The sequence below is a fragment of the Amycolatopsis palatopharyngis genome (genome assembly GCF_003385185.1).
GTDB lineage: Bacteria > Actinomycetota > Actinomycetes > Mycobacteriales > Pseudonocardiaceae > Amycolatopsis > Amycolatopsis palatopharyngis.
Window position 1 is genome coordinate 1 of record NZ_PQHZ01000067.1, and the last position, 20,375, is coordinate 20,375.

The following is a 20,375-nucleotide window of genomic DNA, read 5'->3' on the forward strand; positions in this document are numbered from 1 at the left end:
CGGACAGGTCAGGGATTTGTGCGACCTGCGCGGTCTCAGCTTCCCGGGTCTTCACTGCGAAGTACGACTTCGCCGCCGACACTGCGGGCTTCCGGCCGTCGCACTCCAGCATCACCATGTACGCGCCGTGCCGAGTGAGTCGGAAGTTCACGCCGCGTTGGCGGGTTCGGCCGAAAGCTTCGGGACGTTCCGAAGCTTCCCTGTCCGGGTCGCCGCCCGACTGCTGAATTGCGACACGTGCCCTCTCGATGACGTTGTGGAAGTCCTCCCACCGGGGGTACTCCACAAGCGGCATGAGGTCGCGTGCCGACCAGTACTCGCCGTGCTCGTCCGTCCGCTTGGTGACGTCGAACGGGGACTCTCCCCCGCCGAACGGGATCATGTCGGTCATTTGGCTCACCTCCTTTCAGGCGGCTTTGAGCACGGGAACGGGCGGGAGGAGTTGGCGAAGCTCCGCCGCGACGTCTGGCGTGAGGGGACCTGCAGCGGCCACGACGGCGCGGACGTACTCGTCGCGCGTGAACCGTGCTGGCTTCGACCCGGAGGACTTGCCGGGGGAACCGGGCTTATTGGGTGGCCGGCTGTCGCCGGGCCGGTTGGGGGTGGGGTGCTTGCTCATGCGGCACCGGCCTGGTGCTGCGTCGGGTGCGCGGGGTCGTCGGCGGATACGAGGGACCAGACGTCGACGTCGAGGATTTCGGCGATGCAGTGGAAGTCCTCGATCTTCATCTGGTACTTGCCGGTCTCCACGTTGCTCAGATGGCGGTGGCTGAGGCCGTCGACCATCTCCGCGAGCTTGCGCACCGTCCGCTTGCTCGCCTGTCTGGCGAGCTTGAGTTGGGGGGATGCGTACGGCATGAATGAGAGACTATGCCAAAGTCTGCCAAATGGCAATGTCTGGCGATGTCTGGCGCTCTAGCTCCCACTATGCCAGACTATGCGTATGTCAAAGGACGACCAATGATGCCAAGTACGAGGCCCGGAACCCGCCGGACCACGAGGTTCGACTTGGGTCAACGCCCCCGAACGCGCCACCCTTCACCCATGAATGGCGCCAAACGGCAAACTCTTCGCCAGGCCGTGCGAGCCCGGCGGGCGAGACTTGGCATGAAAAGTCAGACCGCACTCGCCGAAGCAGCAGGCGTCAGCCCGCGCACCGTTGCCCGACTCGAGGCGGGCCAGCGCGTTGGCGAAACCAGCGAGACGCTCATTGAGGCTGCCCTGTCATGGGGGACGGGCAGCATCGACGCCATCTACTCCGGTGGACAACCCACCCCAGCGGAACGACTAGAACTCGAGCCTGAGCAACCTTCGCGAGAGGAGCAACTCCGCGAGCTGAAGACCATGGCGGCAGCGTTACGCGAATACGCAAATGAGCTCGAAGAACGCCTGAATGCACTAAGCCAGGAGGGTGACGAACAGCAGGCAGTGTGACGATCCGATTACGGCCAGCAATACCGGCGATCATCGCGGGGATAACCTCGGGGACCCACCACACCGAGGACCATTCACATGCCGGACGTAGAACAACTCCGCGCGCACCTGCAGCGCACCCGACAGACACTGCAAGACATCGACGCGAAGATCGCCGAGGCAGAACAGGAGACAGAACCACCCCTGCAGCGAGCCGCATCCGCCACCGAGAAGGCCGCGAAACGGTGGGGCATCGCCGCCGCCATCGGACTCATCGGCTTCAGTCTGTGGGCACTGACCCGCGCCGGCCAGTACACCACCGCAGGGATTCTCGGGGCTGCCGCAGCGATCGGGGCCGCCATCCTGATCGCGCCAGACCCATCTCCACCCCTATCAAGCGGGCCACCCACAACGGCGCCGCCCGGGACGGCCACGTCGACCACTGCTGCACCGCCCACGTCCGCGCCTGACGCGCCTCCGCCCACCACATCCTCCGAGGAGGACGTACCCACGGCCGGTCCCGAGCCGACCACCGACGCCACACCTGCCACACCAGTGACCGACGATGCCACCCGTGAACCAACGCCGGAACAACCACGGCCATCGCGAGAGGGCACCACTGGACGCGACGACAGTGACAACGAGCCAGGGCGCGTCCCGGAACGCGGCGACGACGACGACGAAGACGCGGACGAAGAACGACGCGACCGGTGCCTCAACGTGCCCCCAGAACCCGTCGTCGACCTCAACGCCTGCCTGTCCGCCGTAAGCGACCTCGCTACCGCCTGAAGGTGACGCGCTCCTCCACCCGAACATAAGTCCGAGGCCGCGGCGACCGCTCGAGCCGGAGCTGACCGATCAACGCAGGAGTGAACAGCAACCTCGACACCGCGCGCTTGGTTTCCACCGTCGTCACCTTCCACCGCTTCCTGACGTCCCCGCCGGGCTGCAGCAGGTCAGCGAGGACAGTGGGAGTGGTCAGTTCCCGCTCCCGCGCCTCCAGCCTCACCCGCCGCTCCACCAGGGCAGGTTCCACCTTCTCGGCGAACGCGATTGAGATCTTGCCCGCGCCCACAGACTTCTCCAACTCGCGGATCTCATTGCGGACCTCCGCGAGGTCGTCCCGCACCTTCGACACCTCAACGTCGTCCTCGCCATCGAGGAGAGACGCGAAGTTCGCCGGCGCCGACAGCCACACGAACAACACCTCCAGCGCGTACCCGTCCAACTCCTCCCGGCTCACCATGACGTGCCCCCGCTGGTGGCACTTGTACCGCTGCCCGAATCGATGGTTCAGCACCGACAGCGGCCCATCGCAGATGTCGCACACCGCGGCCGTGGACATGCTCAACAGGTGCCGCGCCCTACCGTCGACACTGGTCTTGCGCCCCGGGTCGTCGAGGACGGCCTGTACCGCGAAGAACAAGCGCTTCGTCACGATCCCGTCCCACGTGCCGTCGACATACGACAGCGACCCGTCCGGTTGGCGAACCTGCCGGAGCCCGGCGTACATCGGGGAGCGCGCCATCTTCCGCAGATGCTGCGGGCTGTACGGGGTGCCCTTCCCGTTGGTGATGCCACGGTCACCCCAGTCGTCGGCGATGCGCCGGAAACTCTGCCGTCGGAACACCCGCAGGAACAGCTCCTCGATCAGGGGTGCCTTCTCGGGGTCGTGGATCTGCATCACCAGCACTCCGGTGCGGGGGTCGTAGGTGCGTTGGAACCCGAGTTGGAGTTTGCCGTGCGGGCGGCCCGCTTCTGCGCTCGCCGCGGCGGCGCGTAACGCCCGCTCGGATGTCTTCGACGACTCGTACTCCGAATCGACCGCGTCCTCGAGCAGTGTCCGCCGGTCCCTGCCGTTCCTGGGGTCATATGTTCGGGAGTGGGTGTGTACGTGGATCCGCACTCCCCGCTCGGTGAGCAGGTCCAGCAGGTCGACCCACTCGCCCACCTTTCGGGAGCCCCGGGACGATTCCCAGAGCTGCAGGACGTCCGCATCGAACCTGTTCGCCCGCAGGTCCGACATGAGTAGGTCGAAGTCGTCCCTGGCTTTCTTGGCGTGGCGGGATGCGCTGCCCACGTCGCGGTAGGGAGGGGTGACGAGATCCCATCCGTGGGCGATGGCGTCGCGGGCGTTGTCGTTGTGCTGCTCGTCGTGGCTGCGGACACGCCCGGACTTGTCCCGGCTGACGCGGAGATACTCGCGGCTCCTGTTGCGTTTCTCGACCATACCGCTAGACTACACTCGCAAGCCTTCACCAACGCCAAGGTCCTCTTCGACATCATGGGTTTCGGCAAGCCCGTCACGGAGACACCGATGCTGCTGCAGCCAGGCGTGCTCGCCCTCGCCTGGGGCAGCGTGGTCCGCCAGCTCGCGGCCGGACTCGACGTGGAACTGGACGCGGTGGAGGAGAGCTACGAGCGACTGCCCGCTCCGGAGACCTTCGAGGTCTCGTCCGGAACGATCGACGAGGGCACAGCGGCCGCGCTGCGGTTCGAGGTGCGCGGTATGCGCGGCGGCAGGCCGGTGTGCGTGCTGGAACACGTCACCCGGCTGCGTCCCGACCTGGGTCCGGACTGGCCCCAGCCCGCAGGGCAGGGGTGCTATCGCGTACAGGTGAGCGGGGAACCGAACTACACGCTCGACCTGCGCCTGCTCGGCGAGGACGGGGACCACAACACGGCCGGGCTCAAGGCGACGGCGATGCGGTTGGTGAACGCCGTTCCCGCCGTGGTCGAGGCGCCAGCCGGGCTACTGACCGGGCTCGATCTTCCGCTCATCACCGGCAGAGGTCTCGTCAGCCCCTGAGGTCCTGCCGTCCCCCGGTTCTGCGTCCTTCGCGTCCTGGTCGTCGTCGGCTTCGGTGCCGTTCTCGGAGTCGGCGTCCTGGTCCGCGGTGGAATCCTCGTCGACCGGATCGTCGTTGCTGCGGAGTGTGGCCGGATCCTCGCGGGGACCGCGCCGGGCGGCCACGATCAGATAGATCACCGCGCCGGTGAACAGCAGCACCGAGGTCCACACGTTGACCCGCAGGCCGAGAATCTCGTTGGCGGTGTCGGCGCGCATCAGCTCGATCCAGAACCGCCCCGCCGTGTATCCGGCGACGTAGAGCGCGAAGACGCGGCCGTGGCCGAGCCGGAACTTGCGGTCGGCCCAGACGAGCAGCAGTGCGACGCCGAGGTTCCAGAGCAGCTCGTACAGGAACGTCGGGTGCACGATTCTTTCCGGGATGTCACTGACGGCGACACCGCTGATCGCGTCCGGGGCCCGCTCGTAGATCTCCAGCGCCCACGGCAGGTCGGTGGGTCCGCCGTAGAGCTCTTGGTTGAAGTAGTTGCCCAGCCTGCCCACCGCCTGCGCGACGACGATGCCGGGTGCGACCGCGTCCGCGACCGCGGGCAGCGGGATACCCCTGCGCCTGCAGGCGATCCACGCACCGACACCACCGAGGGCGATCGCGCCCCAGATGCCGAGCCCGCCGTCCCAGATCTTCAGTGCGTCGAGCGGGTTCCTGCCCTCGCCGAAGTAGAGCTGGTAGTCGGTGATGACGTGATAGAGCCTGCCACCGACCAGACCGAACGGAACCGCGTAGACCGCGATGTCGATGACGGTGCCCTTGCTCCCGCCGCGCGCGATCCAGCGTCGTTCCCCCCACCAGATCGCGATGACGATGCCCGCGATGATGCACAGCGCGTAGGCGCGCAGCGGGATCGGCCCGATAAACCAGACACCACGGTCCGGACTGGGAATGTTCGCGAGAAAAACGGCCGCGGCGGAGTTCACGGGGCCACCGTAGCGCGCCCCGCTTTGACACTCTCTTTCAGGCCTTGCGGACGCCTTCGGCGAGTTCCGCGGTCAGGGCCCGTAGCGCCTCCGCGCCCTCGGCGGCCTTGGTGACCAGCGCCGATCCGACGATGACGCCGTCCGCGAAGCCCGCGACCTCGGCCGCCTGCTCCCCGGAGCGGACCCCGAGGCCGACACCGACCGGCAGGTCCGTATGCGCCCTCGTGCGGCGCACCAACTCGGCGGCACCGGCGCCGACGGATTCCCGTGCGCCGGTCACACCCATAACGGCGGTGGCGTACACGAACCCCGAACCGGCCTTCACCGTCAGGTCGATCCGTTCCTCCGACGAGGACGGCGAGACCAGGAAGATCCGGTCCAGCCCGTGCGCCTCAGAGGCGGCGAGCCAGTCCTGCGCGGAGTCCGGGGTGAGATCCGGAGTGATCATCCCCAGCCCGCCCGCGGCGGCCAGATCCCGGGCGAACGCGTCCACGCCGTAGCGGTGCACCGGGTTCCAGTAGGTCATCACCACGGCACGGCCACCCCGCGCGGAGATCGACTCGACCACCTCGAACAGATGCTTGAGCCGGAAACCGGCCCGCAACGCCGCGTCGGCGGCCGACTGGATCGTCGGCCCGTCCATCACCGGGTCGGAGTACGGAACGCCGACCTCGACCAGGTCCGCTCCCCCGTCGATGGTCGCGGCGAGCAGGTCCTTCGACCCCTCGACCGTGGGGTACCCGGCGGGCAGGTACCCGATCAGCGCCGCCCGCTGCTCCGCCCTGGTTCGCTCGAACAGGCGGTCCAGCTCGCTCGTCACGACAGCTTCTCCTCGTCCACCAGGTCGAAGTACCGGGCCGCCGTGTCCACGTCCTTGTCGCCACGACCGGACAGGTTGACCAGGATGTGCGCGCCATCGCCGAGTTCCTTGCCCAGCTCCAGCGCACCGGCGAGCGCGTGCGCGGACTCGATCGCCGGGATGATGCCCTCGGTCCGCGACAGGAGCTTGAACGCCTCCATCGCCTCCGCGTCGGTCACCGCGCGGTACTCGGCGCGGCCGCTGTCCTTGAGCCAGGAGTGCTCCGGACCGACACCGGGGTAGTCCAGACCCGCCGAGATCGAGTACGCCTCGATGGTCTGTCCGTCCTCGTCCTGCAGCAGGTAGGACATCGCGCCGTGCAACGTGCCCGGCGTGCCCTGCGTGAGGGTCGCGCCGTGCTCGCCGGAGTCCAGCCCCTTACCGCCGGGCTCGAGCCCCACCAGCCGGACGTCCGCGTCGTCGATGAAGCCGTGGAAGATGCCGATCGCGTTCGATCCGCCGCCGACACAGGCGGCGACCGCGTCGGGCAGCCGTCCGGTCAGATCGAGGATCTGCCTGCGGGCCTCCTCACCGATCACCTTGTGGAAGTTGCGCACCATCACCGGGAACGGATGCGCGCCAGCCGCGGTACCGAGCAGGTAGTGCGTGGTGTCCACATTGGTCACCCAGTCCCGCAGCGCCTCGTTGATGGCGTCCTTGAGGGTGCGCGAGCCCGTGGTCACCGGGATCACCTCCGCACCGAGCAGCCGCATGCGTGCGACGTTCAGCGCCTGGCGTTCGGTGTCCACCTCGCCCATGTAGACGACGCAGTCCAGGTCGAGCAGTGCGCAGGCGGTTGCCGTCGCGACGCCGTGCTGGCCAGCGCCGGTCTCGGCGATGACCCGCTTCTTGCCCATCCGCTTGGTGAGCAGCGCCTGCCCGAGCACGTTGTTGATCTTGTGCGAGCCGGTGTGGTTGAGGTCCTCGCGCTTGAGGAAGATCCGGGCGCCGCCCGCGTGCTCGGCGAAGCGGGGAGCCTCGGTGAGCAGCGACGGCCTGCCGGCGTAGTCGGAAAGCAGACGCGCGAACTCGCCGGTGAACTCCGGGTCCACGCGCGCCTTGTCGTACTCGGCCGACAACTCGTCCAGTGCGCCGATCAGCGCCTCCGGCATGAACCGGCCGCCGTACGGACCGAAGTGACCGCGCTCGTCCGGATCGTGCTTGTCGGGGTCGGCGTTGGTGTCGACCTCGGGGGCGGGTGCGGCTTTCGAGGGCTCACTCATCGGCTCGGCCTCGGGCATGCCGGGTGTGAACCCGCGGTCACCAGCTTGACCAGTGCGCCCTTCGGGTCCTCGGAGGCGACGAGACCCTCGCCCACGAGCACGGCGTCCGCACCGTGTCCCGCGTAGGCCATCAGGTCACCTGGGCCCCGGACACCGGACTCGGCGATCTTGATGACCTCCATCGGCAAGCCGGGTGCGAGCCTGCTGAAGACGTCCCGGTCGACCTCGAGGGTGTGCAGGTTGCGGGCGTTGATGCCGATGACACTCGCACCCACTTCCAGCGCGCGGTCGGCCTCCTCGGCATTGTGCACCTCGACCAGCGCGGTCATACCGAGCGACTCGACCCGGTCCAGCAGCGCGGCGAGCGCGTTCTGCTCCAGGGCGGCGACGATCAGCAGCACCATGTCCGCGCCGTGCAGGCGCGCCTCGTGCACCTGGTACGGGCTGACGATGAAGTCCTTGCGCAGCACGGGAACGTCGACCGCCGCACGAACGGCGTCGAGATCGGCGAGGGAGCCGCCGAAGCGCCGTTGCTCGGTGAGGACGCTGATGACCTTCGCGCCGGCTTCCTCGTAGTCCTTCGCGAGGGCCGCGGGGTCGGTGATCTGCGCCAGGTCGCCCTTCGACGGGCTGCGCCGCTTCACCTCGGCGATGACGCCGATCGCTGGGTCATGCAGTGCCGCCATTACGTCACGCGGCGGTGCCACGTCGGCAGCACGGCGCTTGAGCTCGTCGAACGGAAGTTTGGCCTCCCGTTCGGCGAGATCGGCCCGTACACCGGCGACGATGTCCTCGAGAACGCTCACCGGTGCGCCTCACAGGCCGTCGCGATCATTGATTCACTCGCAAGGTCGCTCACAAAAACCTTCCCCTTCCCGCCGAAATGATGCTAACCCTCGCGGTGAGCCGGACCAGTTCCGGGTCGAGGAAGGCCTTGCTCACCAGGGGTTGCTTCACCTTTCGTCAAGGGCCACTCGTAGGGTCCTCGCCCTCGGACAGCGCCTGCCAGAGCTCGGTGTCGGGGTCGCGTGCCACCGTTTTCCGCTGCGGTGCCGAGTATCGGGCCCCCAGCCGGGGCATCCTCGCGGCCTTGAGCACACCCAGCGTCGCGCCCAGCAGGACGAGAACTCCGCCCGCCGCTGCGAGACCCCGGCCGGCGAACATCTCGACCACCGGTGCCTCTTCTGGGTAACCACTCGTGCGCAGACCGTCAACGGCGAGCCAGCAGGCGGCCAGACCGGCGAGACCGAGGACGACACCGAGGATCCGCCTGGGCCAGCCGCCCGTCGCGACCATCCCCGCCACCCCGGCGACGGCGAGGACCGCGAGCGGGACGAGCGCTCCGGCCCGCTGCGCACCCGTGGCCGTGTCCAGCACGACGCCACGCACACCAGCGTCACGCTCCTCGGCGAACCAGACCAGCCGCGACGCCCCCCACAGCGCGGCCGCACCGAGCAGCAACGCCGACGCCACGATCCACAGTGGACGCTTGTCTGGCTGGACGGGATCAGACACGTGCGGTGTCCTCGTCCGATTCGAGCGAGGTCGCGGGCTTCATCGTGTTCGCCGCGGCCACGGCGGACAGGACGGTGCGGGCCTTGTTGAGTGCCTCGGTGTCCTCGTAGGCCGCCTCGGAGTCGGCCACGACGCCGCCACCGGCCTGCACATAGGCGGTGCCGTCGCGCATCAGTGCCGTGCGGATGGCGATCGCCGTGTCGGCATCGCCCGCGAAGTCGAGATACCCGACGACACCGCCGTAGAGTCCGCGCCGGGTCGGCTCCAGTTCCTCGATCAGCTGCATCGCACGCACCTTCGGTGCCCCGGACAGGGTGCCCGCGGGGAAGCAGGCCACCACGGCGTCGTAGGCGGTCTTGCCCTCGGCCAGCTCGCCGGTCACGGTCGAGACGATGTGCATGACGTGGCTGTAGCGCTCGATGTGGAAGAAGTCCACCACGTGCACCGACCCCGGGCTGCAGACCTTGCCGAGGTCGTTGCGGCCCAGGTCGACCAGCATCAGGTGCTCGGCCCGCTCCTTGTCGTCGGCGAGCAACCCCTTCGCCAGCTGCGCGTCCTCCTCCGGATCGGCCCCGCGCCAGCGCGTACCGGCGATCGGGTGCGTGGTTGCCCTGCCGTCTCGCACGGTCACCAGCGACTCGGGGCTGGAGCCGACGATGTCGAAGCCCTCCAGCCGCAAGAGGTACATGTACGGGCTCGGGTTGGAGTTGCGCAGGATCCGGTAGACGTCGAGGGCGTCTGCGCCGGTGGCCATCTCGAAGCGTTGCGATGGCACGATCTGGAACGCCTCGCCCGCGTGGATCGCCTCCACCGCCTTGTGCACGGCCGCGTGGAAGTCCTCCTCGCTGCGCCGCCGGGTGAACTCCGGTTTCGGCCGGTCGAACACCGCGTTCGTGGCCGGGGCGGGCGCACCGAGCTGGGTGGTCATCTGGTCGAGGCGGCGCACGGCGTCGTCGTAGGCCGCGTCCACCCGCTCAGGGGAGTCGTCCCAGTTGACGGCGTTGGCGATCAGCGTGACGGTGCCCTCGTGGTGGTCGAAAGCCGCGAGATCGGTGGCGAGCAACATCGTCAGCTCGGGGATGTCGATGTCCTTCTCGGCCAGTTCGGGCAGTGTCTCCAGCCACCGCACTGCGTCGTAGCCGATGTAGCCGACCATGCCGCCGGTCAGCGGGGGCATACCTGGCAACGGCTCGGTATGCAGCAGCTCGATCGTCTCGCGCAGTACCGACAGCGGGTCTCCGCTGGTCGGCAGGCCCGCGATCGGCGTGCCGGTCCAGACGGCCTGCCCGTCACGCACGGTCAGTGCGGCCGGACTCCGCACACCGACGAAGGACCAGCGCGACCAGGACTGCCCGTTCTCGGCCGACTCCAGCAGGAAGGTGCCCGGCCGGTCGCCGGCGAGCTTGCGATAGAGCGACACGGGGGTGTCGGCGTCGGCGAGCAGGCGGCGGACCACCGGGATCACGCGGCGCCCCTCGGCGAGCGTCCGGAACTCGCCTCTGTCCGGGGTCACCGCCCCGAGACCGGTGGCGCGGGGGTTCACGGCTGGCACGTTCGCGGACGGGGAGTCGACCATGGGGTTATTGTGCCGCTACGCGTTCACGTGCCCGCATCCGGCGCGAATTCAGCAATTGTTGAATTTTATTCGGGTCCACGTCATCATGGAGTCATGTCTCCCGCCGACCAGCCTGCCACTGCCAAACGCCGGGGGCGCCGCCCCGCAGGCGAGGACACCCGGACGGCGCTGCTCGATGCGGCCAGATCGGTGTTCGCCGAGTCCGGATACGAGGGCGCGACCGTGCGGGTGATCGCGACCAGAGCAGGTGTGGACGCGGCGATGGTGAACCACTGGTTCGGCGGCAAGGAGGGCCTGTTCGCCAAGGCGGTGCTACAGCTTCCGTTCGATCCGAAGGACATCGTCGCCGCGCTGCTCGACGGAGACGTGGACAGCCTCGGCCAGCGCATCGTGCGCACCTTCCTCACGAACTGGGACGGCGCGGGCAGGGACGGCTTCGTCGCGGTGGTCCGCAGCGTGACCGGGCATGACGAGGCGCTGAAGTTGCTGAAGGACACCCTGGTCAAGTACATCTTCTCCGGTCTCGCCAGCGCCGTGAGTGCGAACGATCGCGAGTTCCGGGCCGCCCTGTGTGCCACGCAGGTCGTCGGTATCGGCATGGTGCGCTACGTGATCAAACTGGAGCCGTTCGCGTCGGCGGACATCGACACCGTCACCGCCGCCGTCGCCCCCACCCTCCAGCGCTACCTCACCGGCGACCTCAGCTGATTCGCACTTTCCCGGGAAAGTGCGATACCCCGCGCACGCAACTACCGCGCTTTCCCGGGAAAGTGCGATTCGGGGTCGGCGAGGAGGAGGCGGTCGTCGGTGTCGAAGCAGGTGTGCGTACCGGTGTGACAGGCAGGCCCGGTCTGGTCGACACGCAGCAGCAGGGTGTCGGCATCACAGTCCACCCGTACCTCGCGGACGTACTGGGTGTGCCCCGACGTCTCGCCCTTCATCCACAGCTTGCCACGGCTGCGGGAGAAGTACGTCGCCTTCCGCGTCGTCAGCGTCCGCTCCAGTGCCTCGTCGTCCATCCAGGCGACCATCAGTACGTCGGACGTGCTGTGCTCGATCACGACGGCACACACCAGCCCGTCCGGGGTGCGCTTGAGCCGCTCGGCGATCTCGGCAGGCAGGCTCATGCCGCGTCCCCCAGGACGAACCGGCGCACGGGCCCCGAACTGAGCAGCACCCCTGCGTAGATGTAACCGGCTGCCGCGACCGCCGAGAACAGCTTCACCCAGAGCAGTTCCGCACCCATCAGGAAGAACGCGTGCAGGACGCCGAAGATCACCACGACGGCGTACCCCGCGATCCTGGCGAACGCCATCCGCAGCGCGATCCCGGCCGCCACGAGTACGCCGAACAACAGGCTCGTCACCGGCATCAGGATGGTGCGCGGGCTCGCTCCCGGTGCGGTCAGCATCACGACCGCCAGCAGCAGGTAGGCCAGTGCGACGCCGACGAACAGCGAACAGACGACCTTGACCTCGGTGGGCGCCTGCCAGCTCCGGATACTTGTCTTCATCGGACCTCGATCCCTTCGGCACGCAGTGCCTGCTTCACGGCGCCGATGCTCAACTGGCCGAAATGGAACACACTCGCCGCGAGTACGGCATCGGCCCCGGCTCGTACGGCGGGAGCGAAATGCTCGACCGCGCCCGCGCCACCGCTGGCGATCACCGGCACCCGCACAACCTTGCGCACCATCCTGATCAGCTCCAGGTCGAACCCGGCTTTGGTGCCGTCGGCGTCCATCGAGTTCAGCAGGATCTCCCCCGCACCGAGTTCCGCGCCGCGCGCTGCCCACTCCACGGCGTCGATACCGGTGCCCTTCCGGCCGCCGTGGGTGGTGACCTCGAATCCGGACTCGGTCGGCTCACCGCCCTCGGGCACGCGCCGCGCGTCGACGGACAGCACGATGCACTGCGCGCCGAAACGCTCGGCCGCCTCGCGCAGCATCTCCGGCCGGGCGATGGCGGCGGTGTTGATGCTCACCTTGTCCGCACCCGCGCGCAGCAGCCGGTTGATGTCGTCGTTCGTACGCACCCCGCCGCCGACGGTCAGCGGGATGAAGACCTGCTCGGCCGTCCGGCTCACCACGTCGAAGGTGGTCTCGCGGTTACCCGAGGACGCTGTGACATCCAGGAAGCACAGCTCGTCGGCACCCTCCGCGTCGTACGCACGCGCCAGTTCCACCGGATCGCCCGCGTCGCGCAGGTCGGCGAAGTTGACACCCTTCACCACCCGCCCCGCGTCGACATCCAGGCAGGGGATCACCCTCACAGCAACGGACATACCGCACAGCGTACGGGTCAGCGCAGGTCAGCCAGGAAGGCCCGCCACTGTCCGTGCTCGAAGGCCAGGGTGCCGGAGGCCGGATCCTTCGAGTCCCGGACCAGCGCACCGGGCGCGTCCCAGCCGACCTCGACACAGTCGCCGTTGTCGGTGCTGTAGCTACTCGTGCGCCACTCCATCGCGTTCCTCCGGCTGCGGGTAGAGCTCGACTGCCAGCCTGGCAATCAACTCCCGCGATTGTCCCGCATCCGGGGAGATGTCCGCGAGCCTCTCGAGCACGAGCCGGTGCGCGGCGATCTCCTCCGGCGCTTCCAGGAACAGACTCGCTGTCTGGCTGTCCAGGTAGACCACCGGGGAGAACTCCGGGAACTCCATCAGTTTGAACGCTCCCGCAACCCCGGCGTGCACTCCGGCCGCCGCGGGCACGACTCGCAGCGAGATGTTCTTCCGGACCGACAGCCGCAGCAGGTGGTGCAACTGCCCGGACATCACCTCGCTGTCCCCGACCGGCAAGCGCAAGGCGAACTCGTGCAGGAAGTAGGTGAACTGCCTGCCGTGTGACGCGGCGAGGACCCGCTGCCGATCCAGCCGCGCCCGCACTCGCCCTTCGATCTCCGCCGCGGGCAGGGTGCCGGTGCCGGACAGCAGTGCGCGGGCGTACTCGGGGGTCTGCAGCAGGCCCGGCACCACCATCGGCTGGAAGTCACCCGTCCGGACGGCCTTGTCCTCGTGGTCGATGAGCGTGCGCAACTGCCGCGGCAGCCGGGAGCCGTGCTGCTGCAGCCATCCGGGCGTCCCGACCTCGTGGCAGAGCCCGAGCAACCGCTTCCGTTCGGCGCCGGTTACCCGGCATACGGCAAGGAAGGCGGAGACCTCCACCTCGTCGTTCCCGCCCCGTTTGCCGCTGAGCAGCCGGGACACCCGGCTCTGTGACCAGCCGAGCGTTCGCGCGGCGTCCTGGCCGGTCAACTGGGCTTTCTCCATGGCTCTGCGCAGTCCTTCGCCCAGTTCCCTGCTGCGCACGGTGGTGTCCCGATCCCTCATGGACCGAACGTAGAGCCGTAGTCGTCCTGCGCAGGCCAGGAACACTCCAGGTTCACCAGCACGCGCAAGACATGTCCCCATGGCAATCGCACGCGTCCGCTCATGGAACGGGTTCCCGTTGGCGTGGGATCCGGGATGACCGCTGAACGGGTGGTTGGTGTGCGGTGTTGCGGATGGGTTTCCGCTCCGGATCCAGCCATTCCGGTGGGGTGAATTCGGGGGTGCCGTGGCGGATGCGGACCGTCCAGCCGGTGTGGTGGAGTTCGCGGTGATGGCGAGCGCAGACGAGGATCATGTTGTCCAGATCGGACAGTCCATCGTCGATCCACGACACCACATGATGAACCTGACACCACTTCGGGCCGCGCGTGCAGCCCGGCCGGGTGCAGCCCCGGTCCCGGATCACCAGGGCCCGGCGCTGAGCCGGTGTGGCGAGACGCTGGGCGCGGCCGAGGTCGAGGACCTCGCCCTGGCTGCCGAGCACGGCGGGCAGCACCTTCGCTTCGCAGCACCACCGGCGCAGCTGGCTGATCGAGGTGTAGCCGGAGGCGTTGAGCATCGCGGCTTCCGCACGCTGTTCCAGCTCCGCCAGGCTGATAGTCACGGTCACGACGGCGCGTTCGCCGCCGGTGGTCGGCAGGTCGTCGGCGCGGGCGGTGCGGCTGATGATCTCGGCCAGGGCGTCGCCGTGCCGCTGCGCGTGGCTGCGCGGGTCGCGGTGGCCGTCGGCATCCGCCGGGTCGGGCTTGGCCAACGGGTGCAGGACACCTTCCAACTCCCCAGCGGACTCGGGGTCCAGCTGGCCGGAGAACACATATTGCCCATCACGGCGATACCGGCCGTGGAACTCCCGATACGGGCCCGCCGGTCGTTCCCGATCCTTCGGCGGGGCATTCTCGACATCCCAGTGCCCCAGGATCCGCTGCCCGACCTTGGCGACCTGAGTGGCGTCGGCCTGACAGCCCAGCTCCACCAAGGTGTCTTCGGTGGCGAGCCGCTCGGCCTCGGGCAGGGTGTCGGGTGCCTGGGCGAGGACCTTCTGAATCTCCCGCACCTGCGCCGCACCGATCTCACCCGCCCGCAGAGCCTCTGTCACCAGCGGCATCGGAGTCGTCGCTTGCGCCAGGCGCGCCTTCGCTTCACCGCGAGTCAGGTGCAACGCCATCATCAACAACGACACCGTGCCCGCATATCCCTGCGCCACAGCCACACCGCGCTTCTCGGCCTCAGCAACAAACTCCAGCATCCGACCATAGTGCCGACGCAGCGCCTTTTCGGATTCGAGCAGACCACCGAACAGCTCCCCTTCGGAGAGCTGCCACACCGGAATCGCCTGCTCGTCAACGTCCACGTCACTGACGCTACTCGAACACCAGTTCTACGAATGCGCAATGTCGACAAGCGGTCACTCCGGCCCGACAAGCGGCCTCGGCCAATCACTCTCACTGCGCACTCCCACCACCGCCCATCGCACTTTCCCGGGAAAGTGCGACAGCCGGTGGCCGCTACTGTGGTCGCATGAGTACAGAACTGGACCGCCTGGCGAGCGAGCAGTACGTAGTCCTGACCACGTTTCGCAAGACCGGCGAGCCGGTACCCACGCCGATCTGGGCGGCACGCAGCGGCGACGAACTCGTGGTGTGGACCGAGCGCGAGTCCGGCAAGGTCAAACGCATCCGCCGCGACGGCCGCGTCGAACTGACAGCGTGCGACATTCGCGGCAAGAAGACGCACGGCGAAACGGTCACCGGGCAGGCCCGCGTGCTCGACGACGCCGAGTCGGAGCAGGTCCGCCGAGCGATCGCCGGTAAGTACGGCATCATCGGCCGCATCACGATGTTCTTCAGCAAACTGCGTGGCGGCAAGGAACGCACCATCGGTATCGCGATCAAACTCGCGTCCTGAGCGTGGCTGGCATCGGACGCGAGCGGCTGCTCCTGCCGGCCTGCGTGCTGCTCGCGGTGGGCGTCGTCGCTACGGCGATCGCGCTGCACAAACCCGAGGACGGCGTGCCACAACAGCACATCGCCATTCCGCGCGGTGGCGCCGAGGCGCTACTCGACGAGGCGGTCCGGCTCGCCGGAGTCGGCGACATCGACGGAATGTGTCGGTCGATCGCCGCTTCTACCGGGATGTGCACCCGCCTGCTACATGGCGAGGACTCCGCGCCCGGCCCGGTTCGCCCCACGGTTGTCGGTGTCAGCAGACATGTCGACGAGAACTCGAATCCGACGCTCGTGCTGCATCTCGAGGGCACCCGCGCCGACGGGAGTCCGTACGACAGCGACTTCGCCGTGGTTCGCCGCGTCGACGATCCCACTCGGCTCGCCAGTCTGACCGCCGCGTACTGGTCGGGCGTGCGGTTCCGTTTTTGAGCGGCGTGGCAGCAGGAGGGGCCGGGGCGGGGGAGATTAGTGTGAGCCTCGTGAGCGGATCATCCTCTGCACATCTCCGTACGACAGCGGAGGCATACGACGCCGTCGCCGGCCCGTATGTCGAGTTCGTCCGCGACGAGCTCGACCAGCTCCCGCTGGACCGTGCGGTACTCGCCGCGTTCGCCGAGGCCGTCCGGGCCTCCGGGGGCGGGCCCGTGGCGGAACTCGGGTGCGGCCCGGGGCGAGTGACGGCGCACCTGCGGGACCTCGGACTCGACGTCTTCGGTGTCGACCTGTCACCGGTGATGATCGACCTTGCCAGGCAGACATATCCCGACCTGCGTTTCGAGGTCGGTTCGATGGACGCACTGGAGCTGGCCGACGAGAAGCTGGACGGCATCGCGTCCTGGTATTCGCTGATTCACGCGCCGCCGCGGGACATACCGGCGTACCTGGCCGAGTTCCGGCGAGTCCTGGCCCCCGGAGGCCATCTCCTGCTCGCCTTCTTCGACTCCGAAGGCGAGCCGGTGACGGCATTCGACCACGCGGTGGTCACGGCGTACCGATGGCCGATCGACGCCCTCGCCGATCTGGCGCAGGAGGCCGGGTTCGTCGAGATCGGCCGAATGCTGCGTGAGCCCCGCGAAGGCGAACGGCATCGCCGGGGCCATCTACTGATGCACAGCCAGGCGAACTAGCGAACGGCCGCGAGGGCCTCGGGCAGGGTGAACGCACCCGCGTAGAGGGCCTTCCCGACGATGGCGCCCTCGACGCCGTCACGCGACAGCCCGGCCAGCGCACGCAGATCGTCCACACTGGACACACCACCGGAGGCGATGACGGCCGCGTCGGTACGAGCCGTGACCTCTCGCAGCAGTTCGAGGTTCGGCCCCTGCAACGTGCCGTCCTTGCTGACGTCGGTCACGACGTAGCGCTGCGCGCCGTCCCGGTCGAGCCGGTCGAGGACCTCCCAGAAGTCCCCGCCGTCCTTCGTCCAGCCCCTTGCCGCGAGCCGGTATCCCGCCTCGGTGATCCGTACGTCCATGCCGATCGCGACGCGGTCACCGTGCTCGGCGACCACCTTCGCGGTCCACTCCGGGTCCTCCAGCGCCGCGGTGCCGAGATTGACCCTGCGGCAGCCGGTGGCCAGCGCTGCTTCGAGGGAGGCATCGTCGCGGATCCCGCCGGACAGCTCCACCCGCACGTCCAGCTTGCCGACGACCTCGGCCAGCAGCTCGCGGTTGGAACCCTTGCCGAAAGCGGCGTCGAGGTCCACCAGATGAATCCACTCCGCCCCGTCCCGCTGCCAGGACAGCGCCGCCTCCAGGGGGCTGCCGTAATGGCTCTCGGTACCGGCCTCACCCTGCACCAGGCGCACGGCCTGGCCATCGGCCACGTCAACGGCGGGAAGGAGCGTGAAAGTCACCGGCTCACTATATGAGCCACTGCTCCGACCGGCGCAATGGGTGCGACCAGGGCCAGACGGGCAGCGTCCCGGTCCGTCGATCAGAGCGTGTCCAGCCAGTTGCGCAACAGGTGCGCACCGGCGTCCCCGGACTTCTCCGGGTGGAACTGGGTCGCCCACAGTGGACCGTTCTCCACCGCCGCGACGAAGTCCTCGCCGTGATGCGCCCAGGTCACCTTCGGCTGCTGATCCGGCAGGCCGGATTCAAGCTCCCAGCGCCGGGCCGCGAAGGAGTGCACGAAGTAGAACCGGGTGTCGGCGGGTAGCCCGGCGAACAACCGGGAGTCCTCCGGCGCACGCACCGTGTTCCAGCCCATGTGGGGCAGCACATCCGCGTGCAGGCCCTCGACCGTGCCCGGCCACTCACCGGTACCGTCGGCGGCCACGCCGTGTTCGACGCCACGCTCGAAGAGGACCTGCATTCCGACGCAGATGCCGAGCACGGGCCGGCCGCCGGCGAGACGGGTGCCGATGATCTTCTCGCCACCGGCGGCCAGCAGCCCCCGCATGCACGCGGCGAACGCACCGACGCCGGGCACCAGCAGGCCATCGGCCTCCAGCGCCGCATGAGGGTCGGCGGTGACCTCCACCTCCGCGCCCGCGCGCTGCACGGCGCGTTCGGCGGAACGGAGATTGCCGGAACCGTAGTCCAGGATCACGACGCGAGGCATGTACCCAGGTTAGCCGCGCCTGCCAGGGCGTAGCGCGACGGGCATCAGCAGCAGCGCGGCCACGGCGAGCAGGCCGAACGCCAGCGGGTAGCTCGTCCCGACCACCAGCGCGCCGACAGCAACCGCGCCAAGACCTTGGCCCGCGTCGAACGCCACGTTCCAGACGACGCTGGCCGGGCCCGCGGCGGCACGGTCGAACATCACCACCAGCGCGTCGTTCTGCACCACACCGAAACCGATACCGAACAGGGCCACCGCGAGGATCGCCACGACAGGGGTCGATGTCGTGAGCGCGAAGCCGAGCAGGCCGAGGCCGATGGCGGCCAGCGCGATCGGCAGCATCCGCCCCGCGGCGCCGAGGCGGTCCCCCACCAGCCCCGCGGCCCAGCGCGCGGTCAGCGCCGTCCCCGCGACCACCAGCAATGCCGCCGCGCCCGAGCCGTCCAGCACGATCGGCAGGAAGGTGGCCAGCGCCCCGTATCCGGTCGACCCGGCGAGCATCACCAGCCAGGGCCGCCACGTCGCCTCGAGTACCGTCCGCCACTGGGTGCCGGTGGCGTCGTCGGGGAAGACGGCTGGCAGCAGCAGGACCATGGCGATCCCGATCGTCGGCAGGGCCGCGGCCAGCACGAACACCGGCGCGAACCCCCACTGCACGGCGATCCAGGTACCCGCGGGCAGTCCCGCCAGCTGCGGCAGCCCGGCCGCCAGCCCGTAGAGGCCGGACCCGCGAGCCAGCGCTGTCCGGGGCAACAGTTCGGCGATGAGTGCGCTGCCGCAGACGGTGACCAGCCCGAAGCCGAGACCACGAACCAGCGAGATCGCCAGGATCGACGGCGCCCCGGTCGCGCCGATCAGCAGGAAGGTCGGCGGGCCGAGCAGCAGCGCGCCCAGTAGCAACGCCAGGCGGTAACCCCGCTTGCGAACGAACGCGGGGACGCCGAACTGGGCGAGCACCGTGGCCGCCATGAACACCCCGGTCGAAGCGCCGGCCGCGAACTCTCCCGCGTCCTGCTCGATCACCCACATGGGAACAACGGGCAGAAGCAGGGCATAGCCGCAGAACACCATCGCGGTCGCGAACAGGGTCAGCCGGAAGTCACGGTTGCGCAGTGGGGACACGCTCCCTTTGTAGACGTCGAGGGTCTATCGTGTCCAACGAACAAAAACGATGGAATCGATCGACGAATCCGATGGAAGTGGCGCCTGATGGACTCCCGGCAGCTTCGGACATTCCTCGAGATCTCCCGGCTCGGTAGTTTCACCAGGGCCGCAGCTCACCTCGGGTACGCGCAGTCGACCGTAACGGCGCAGGTCAAAGCACTGGAGTCGGAGTTCGGTACCCGTCTGCTCGAGCGGGGCACTCGGGGGGTCGGGCTGACCGCGGCAGGTAGCGCGCTGATCCGCCATGCCGAGGACATCCTGCGCAGGACCGAGGACGCCAGGGCACACGTCCGTTCCCTCGGCGCGAACGCGGCGGCAGGCGAGCTGCGCGTCGGGGCACCGGAGACGCTGTGCGCGTATCGCCTGCCCGCGGTGTTGCGCATGATCGCGGCCCGCCATCCGGGAATCCGTATTTCCTTCCGCCCCGGCGCCAGGGCCGACCTGCTCGACGACCTCGCCTCGGGAGCGCTGGACGCGGCGTTCCTCCTCGAACCCCGGCTGCACGCGGGCCCGATGCTGGTCGAGGCGCTGGTACCCGAACCGCTCACGGTGATCGCGGCGCCCGGTCATCCGCTGGCCGCTCTGCCGGAGATCCACGGTGAGGACCTCGACGCCGAGACCGTGTTGCTGCTGGACCCGAGCTGCGCGCAGCGCACGGTGTTCGAGCGGCACCTGGCGGATCTCGGTGCCCGCTACCGGTCGTCCATGGAGTTCACCAGCGTGGAAGCGGTCAAGCGCTGTGTCGGCGCCGGACTGGGTATCGCCGCGGTACCGGCGATCGCCGTGGACGACGAACTGCGGCGCGGGGATCTTGTCGCACTGCCCTGGCCTGCGCACGACTTCGGCCTGTTCAGCCAGATCGCCCGCCACCGCGACCGGTCGGCGACCCCGGCCCTCACCGCGCTGACGGAGACGGCAAAGGAGCTCTGGACACCGTCCTGAGGCGCGCCCACGTGGTTTGACCACCACCTGATCGGGGTAATAACCGGGGACTGACCCTGGG

Annotated in this window: 26 protein-coding genes; 8 read left to right on the forward strand and 18 right to left on the reverse strand. The window is 68.7% G+C overall.

The genetic code is table 11. The annotated features are described in order from the left end of the window. A partial coding sequence (locus D0C15_RS30435; protein ID WP_211323389.1) for a hypothetical protein occupies nucleotides 1–391 on the reverse strand: 391 nt, incomplete at its 3' end. A gap of 224 nt (nucleotides 392–615) precedes the next feature. Beyond that, a complete protein-coding gene (locus D0C15_RS30440; RefSeq protein WP_162830314.1) occupies nucleotides 616–858 on the reverse strand; it encodes a helix-turn-helix domain-containing protein in 243 nt (80 codons plus the stop codon). A 186-nt stretch (nucleotides 859–1,044) separates the two neighbouring features. On the opposite strand from D0C15_RS30440, the gene D0C15_RS34355 reads away from it, so the two are divergent. Together D0C15_RS34355 and D0C15_RS30450 are read left to right on the forward strand one after the other, a co-directional pair. Next, nucleotides 1,045–1,434: a helix-turn-helix domain-containing protein gene (locus tag D0C15_RS34355; protein ID WP_281270743.1), complete on the forward strand. Its 390-nt coding sequence runs from the start codon at nucleotides 1,045–1,047 to the stop codon at nucleotides 1,432–1,434. A 78-nt stretch (nucleotides 1,435–1,512) separates the two neighbouring features. Beyond that, on the forward strand, nucleotides 1,513–2,202 hold the full coding sequence (locus tag D0C15_RS30450) for a hypothetical protein (RefSeq protein WP_116051550.1): 690 nt from the start codon (nucleotides 1,513–1,515) through the stop codon (nucleotides 2,200–2,202). Here D0C15_RS30450 and D0C15_RS30455 read toward each other — a convergent pair. Further along, a complete protein-coding gene (locus tag D0C15_RS30455; RefSeq protein ID WP_116051551.1) occupies nucleotides 2,192–3,643 on the reverse strand; it encodes a recombinase family protein in 1,452 nt (483 codons plus the stop codon). The genes D0C15_RS30450 and D0C15_RS30455 overlap by 11 nt on opposite strands. An 87-nt stretch (nucleotides 3,644–3,730) precedes the next feature. Here D0C15_RS30455 and D0C15_RS30460 point away from each other — a divergent pair, with 87 nt between their 5' ends. Next, nucleotides 3,731–4,222, forward strand: a complete 492-nt coding sequence (locus D0C15_RS30460) for a hypothetical protein (protein WP_245976416.1) — start codon at nucleotides 3,731–3,733, stop codon at nucleotides 4,220–4,222. Here D0C15_RS30460 and lgt read toward each other — a convergent pair. The 6 genes from lgt to D0C15_RS30490 form a co-directional block, all read right to left on the reverse strand. Beyond that, nucleotides 4,166–5,197 carry a prolipoprotein diacylglyceryl transferase gene (gene lgt, locus D0C15_RS30465; protein ID WP_116051552.1) on the reverse strand — a complete coding sequence of 344 codons (1,032 nt, stop codon included), beginning with the start codon at nucleotides 5,195–5,197 and terminating at the stop codon, nucleotides 4,166–4,168. The genes D0C15_RS30460 and lgt overlap by 57 nt on opposite strands. A 37-nt stretch (nucleotides 5,198–5,234) precedes the next feature. After that, complete coding sequence (trpA, locus tag D0C15_RS30470; RefSeq protein ID WP_245976417.1) at nucleotides 5,235–6,017, reverse strand: tryptophan synthase subunit alpha; 783 nt, start codon at nucleotides 6,015–6,017, stop codon at nucleotides 5,235–5,237. Beyond that, nucleotides 6,014–7,297 (reverse strand): tryptophan synthase subunit beta, encoded by a 1,284-nt coding sequence (trpB, locus tag D0C15_RS30475; protein WP_116051553.1) that lies wholly within the window; start codon nucleotides 7,295–7,297, stop codon nucleotides 6,014–6,016. The genes trpA and trpB overlap by 4 nt, the downstream gene beginning before the upstream one ends. Then, a complete protein-coding gene (trpC, locus tag D0C15_RS30480; protein WP_116051554.1) occupies nucleotides 7,276–8,085 on the reverse strand; it encodes an indole-3-glycerol phosphate synthase TrpC in 810 nt (269 codons plus the stop codon). Before trpC ends, trpB begins: the two co-directional genes overlap by 22 nt. Before the next feature lie 157 nt (nucleotides 8,086–8,242). Next, the gene (locus tag D0C15_RS30485) at nucleotides 8,243–8,794 is read right to left on the reverse strand and encodes a Trp biosynthesis-associated membrane protein (protein ID WP_245976419.1); all 552 of its coding nucleotides are present in this window, start codon (nucleotides 8,792–8,794) and stop codon (nucleotides 8,243–8,245) included. After that, on the reverse strand, nucleotides 8,787–10,370 hold the full coding sequence (locus tag D0C15_RS30490; protein ID WP_116051555.1) for an anthranilate synthase component I: 1,584 nt from the start codon (nucleotides 10,368–10,370) through the stop codon (nucleotides 8,787–8,789). The genes D0C15_RS30485 and D0C15_RS30490 overlap by 8 nt, the downstream gene beginning before the upstream one ends. Before the next feature lie 93 nt (nucleotides 10,371–10,463). Here D0C15_RS30490 and D0C15_RS30495 point away from each other — a divergent pair, with 93 nt between their 5' ends. Next, nucleotides 10,464–11,078 carry a TetR/AcrR family transcriptional regulator gene (locus D0C15_RS30495; protein WP_116051556.1) on the forward strand — a complete coding sequence of 205 codons (615 nt, stop codon included), beginning with the start codon at nucleotides 10,464–10,466 and terminating at the stop codon, nucleotides 11,076–11,078. Between the two features lie 41 nt (nucleotides 11,079–11,119). On the opposite strand, the gene hisI is transcribed toward D0C15_RS30495, so the two are convergent. The 6 genes from hisI to D0C15_RS30525 all read right to left on the reverse strand — a co-directional run bounded on the left by hisI (nucleotide 11,120) and on the right by D0C15_RS30525 (nucleotide 15,048). Next, nucleotides 11,120–11,497 (reverse strand): phosphoribosyl-AMP cyclohydrolase, encoded by a 378-nt coding sequence (hisI, locus tag D0C15_RS30500; RefSeq protein ID WP_116051557.1) that lies wholly within the window; start codon nucleotides 11,495–11,497, stop codon nucleotides 11,120–11,122. Further along, nucleotides 11,494–11,883, reverse strand: a complete 390-nt coding sequence (locus tag D0C15_RS30505; protein ID WP_116051558.1) for a hypothetical protein — start codon at nucleotides 11,881–11,883, stop codon at nucleotides 11,494–11,496. Before D0C15_RS30505 ends, hisI begins: the two co-directional genes overlap by 4 nt. Further along, a complete protein-coding gene (gene hisF / locus D0C15_RS30510) occupies nucleotides 11,880–12,653 on the reverse strand; it encodes an imidazole glycerol phosphate synthase subunit HisF (protein WP_116051559.1) in 774 nt (257 codons plus the stop codon). Before hisF ends, D0C15_RS30505 begins: the two co-directional genes overlap by 4 nt. 17 nt (nucleotides 12,654–12,670) lie before the next feature. Beyond that, a complete protein-coding gene (locus D0C15_RS30515; protein WP_116051560.1) occupies nucleotides 12,671–12,832 on the reverse strand; it encodes a DUF397 domain-containing protein in 162 nt (53 codons plus the stop codon). Continuing rightward, the gene (locus D0C15_RS30520; protein WP_116051561.1) at nucleotides 12,813–13,697 is read right to left on the reverse strand and encodes a helix-turn-helix domain-containing protein; all 885 of its coding nucleotides are present in this window, start codon (nucleotides 13,695–13,697) and stop codon (nucleotides 12,813–12,815) included. The genes D0C15_RS30515 and D0C15_RS30520 overlap by 20 nt, the downstream gene beginning before the upstream one ends. A gap of 100 nt (nucleotides 13,698–13,797) precedes the next feature. Next, a complete protein-coding gene (locus tag D0C15_RS30525) occupies nucleotides 13,798–15,048 on the reverse strand; it encodes an HNH endonuclease signature motif containing protein (protein WP_245976421.1) in 1,251 nt (416 codons plus the stop codon). A gap of 167 nt (nucleotides 15,049–15,215) precedes the next feature. Between D0C15_RS30525 and D0C15_RS30530 the strand changes: the two genes are divergently transcribed. From D0C15_RS30530 to D0C15_RS30540, 3 genes are read left to right on the forward strand one after another with little or no spacing between them, the layout of a single operon-like run. Further along, nucleotides 15,216–15,602, forward strand: a complete 387-nt coding sequence (locus tag D0C15_RS30530; RefSeq protein ID WP_116051562.1) for a PPOX class F420-dependent oxidoreductase — start codon at nucleotides 15,216–15,218, stop codon at nucleotides 15,600–15,602. 2 nt (nucleotides 15,603–15,604) lie between these two features. After that, the gene (locus D0C15_RS30535; RefSeq protein ID WP_116051563.1) at nucleotides 15,605–16,072 is read left to right on the forward strand and encodes a hypothetical protein; all 468 of its coding nucleotides are present in this window, start codon (nucleotides 15,605–15,607) and stop codon (nucleotides 16,070–16,072) included. A gap of 50 nt (nucleotides 16,073–16,122) precedes the next feature. Next, nucleotides 16,123–16,770, forward strand: coding sequence for a class I SAM-dependent DNA methyltransferase (locus D0C15_RS30540; protein ID WP_116051564.1), 648 nt, complete (start codon nucleotides 16,123–16,125; stop codon nucleotides 16,768–16,770). Here D0C15_RS30540 and priA read toward each other — a convergent pair. The 3 genes from priA to D0C15_RS30555 all read right to left on the reverse strand — a co-directional run bounded on the left by priA (nucleotide 16,767) and on the right by D0C15_RS30555 (nucleotide 19,330). Beyond that, nucleotides 16,767–17,498, reverse strand: a complete 732-nt coding sequence (gene priA, locus D0C15_RS30545; RefSeq protein WP_116051565.1) for a bifunctional 1-(5-phosphoribosyl)-5-((5-phosphoribosylamino)methylideneamino)imidazole-4-carboxamide isomerase/phosphoribosylanthranilate isomerase PriA — start codon at nucleotides 17,496–17,498, stop codon at nucleotides 16,767–16,769. The two genes, D0C15_RS30540 and priA, sit on opposite strands and share 4 nt — an antisense overlap. An 80-nt stretch (nucleotides 17,499–17,578) precedes the next feature. Next, nucleotides 17,579–18,208 carry an imidazole glycerol phosphate synthase subunit HisH gene (gene hisH / locus D0C15_RS30550; protein ID WP_116051566.1) on the reverse strand — a complete coding sequence of 210 codons (630 nt, stop codon included), beginning with the start codon at nucleotides 18,206–18,208 and terminating at the stop codon, nucleotides 17,579–17,581. A 9-nt stretch (nucleotides 18,209–18,217) separates the two neighbouring features. Next, nucleotides 18,218–19,330 carry an MFS transporter gene (locus D0C15_RS30555; RefSeq protein WP_281270744.1) on the reverse strand — a complete coding sequence of 371 codons (1,113 nt, stop codon included), beginning with the start codon at nucleotides 19,328–19,330 and terminating at the stop codon, nucleotides 18,218–18,220. 87 nt (nucleotides 19,331–19,417) lie between these two features. Between D0C15_RS30555 and D0C15_RS30560 the strand changes: the two genes are divergently transcribed. After that, nucleotides 19,418–20,314, forward strand: a complete 897-nt coding sequence (locus D0C15_RS30560; protein ID WP_116051567.1) for a LysR family transcriptional regulator — start codon at nucleotides 19,418–19,420, stop codon at nucleotides 20,312–20,314. Nucleotides 20,315–20,375: the final 61 nt, after the last annotated feature.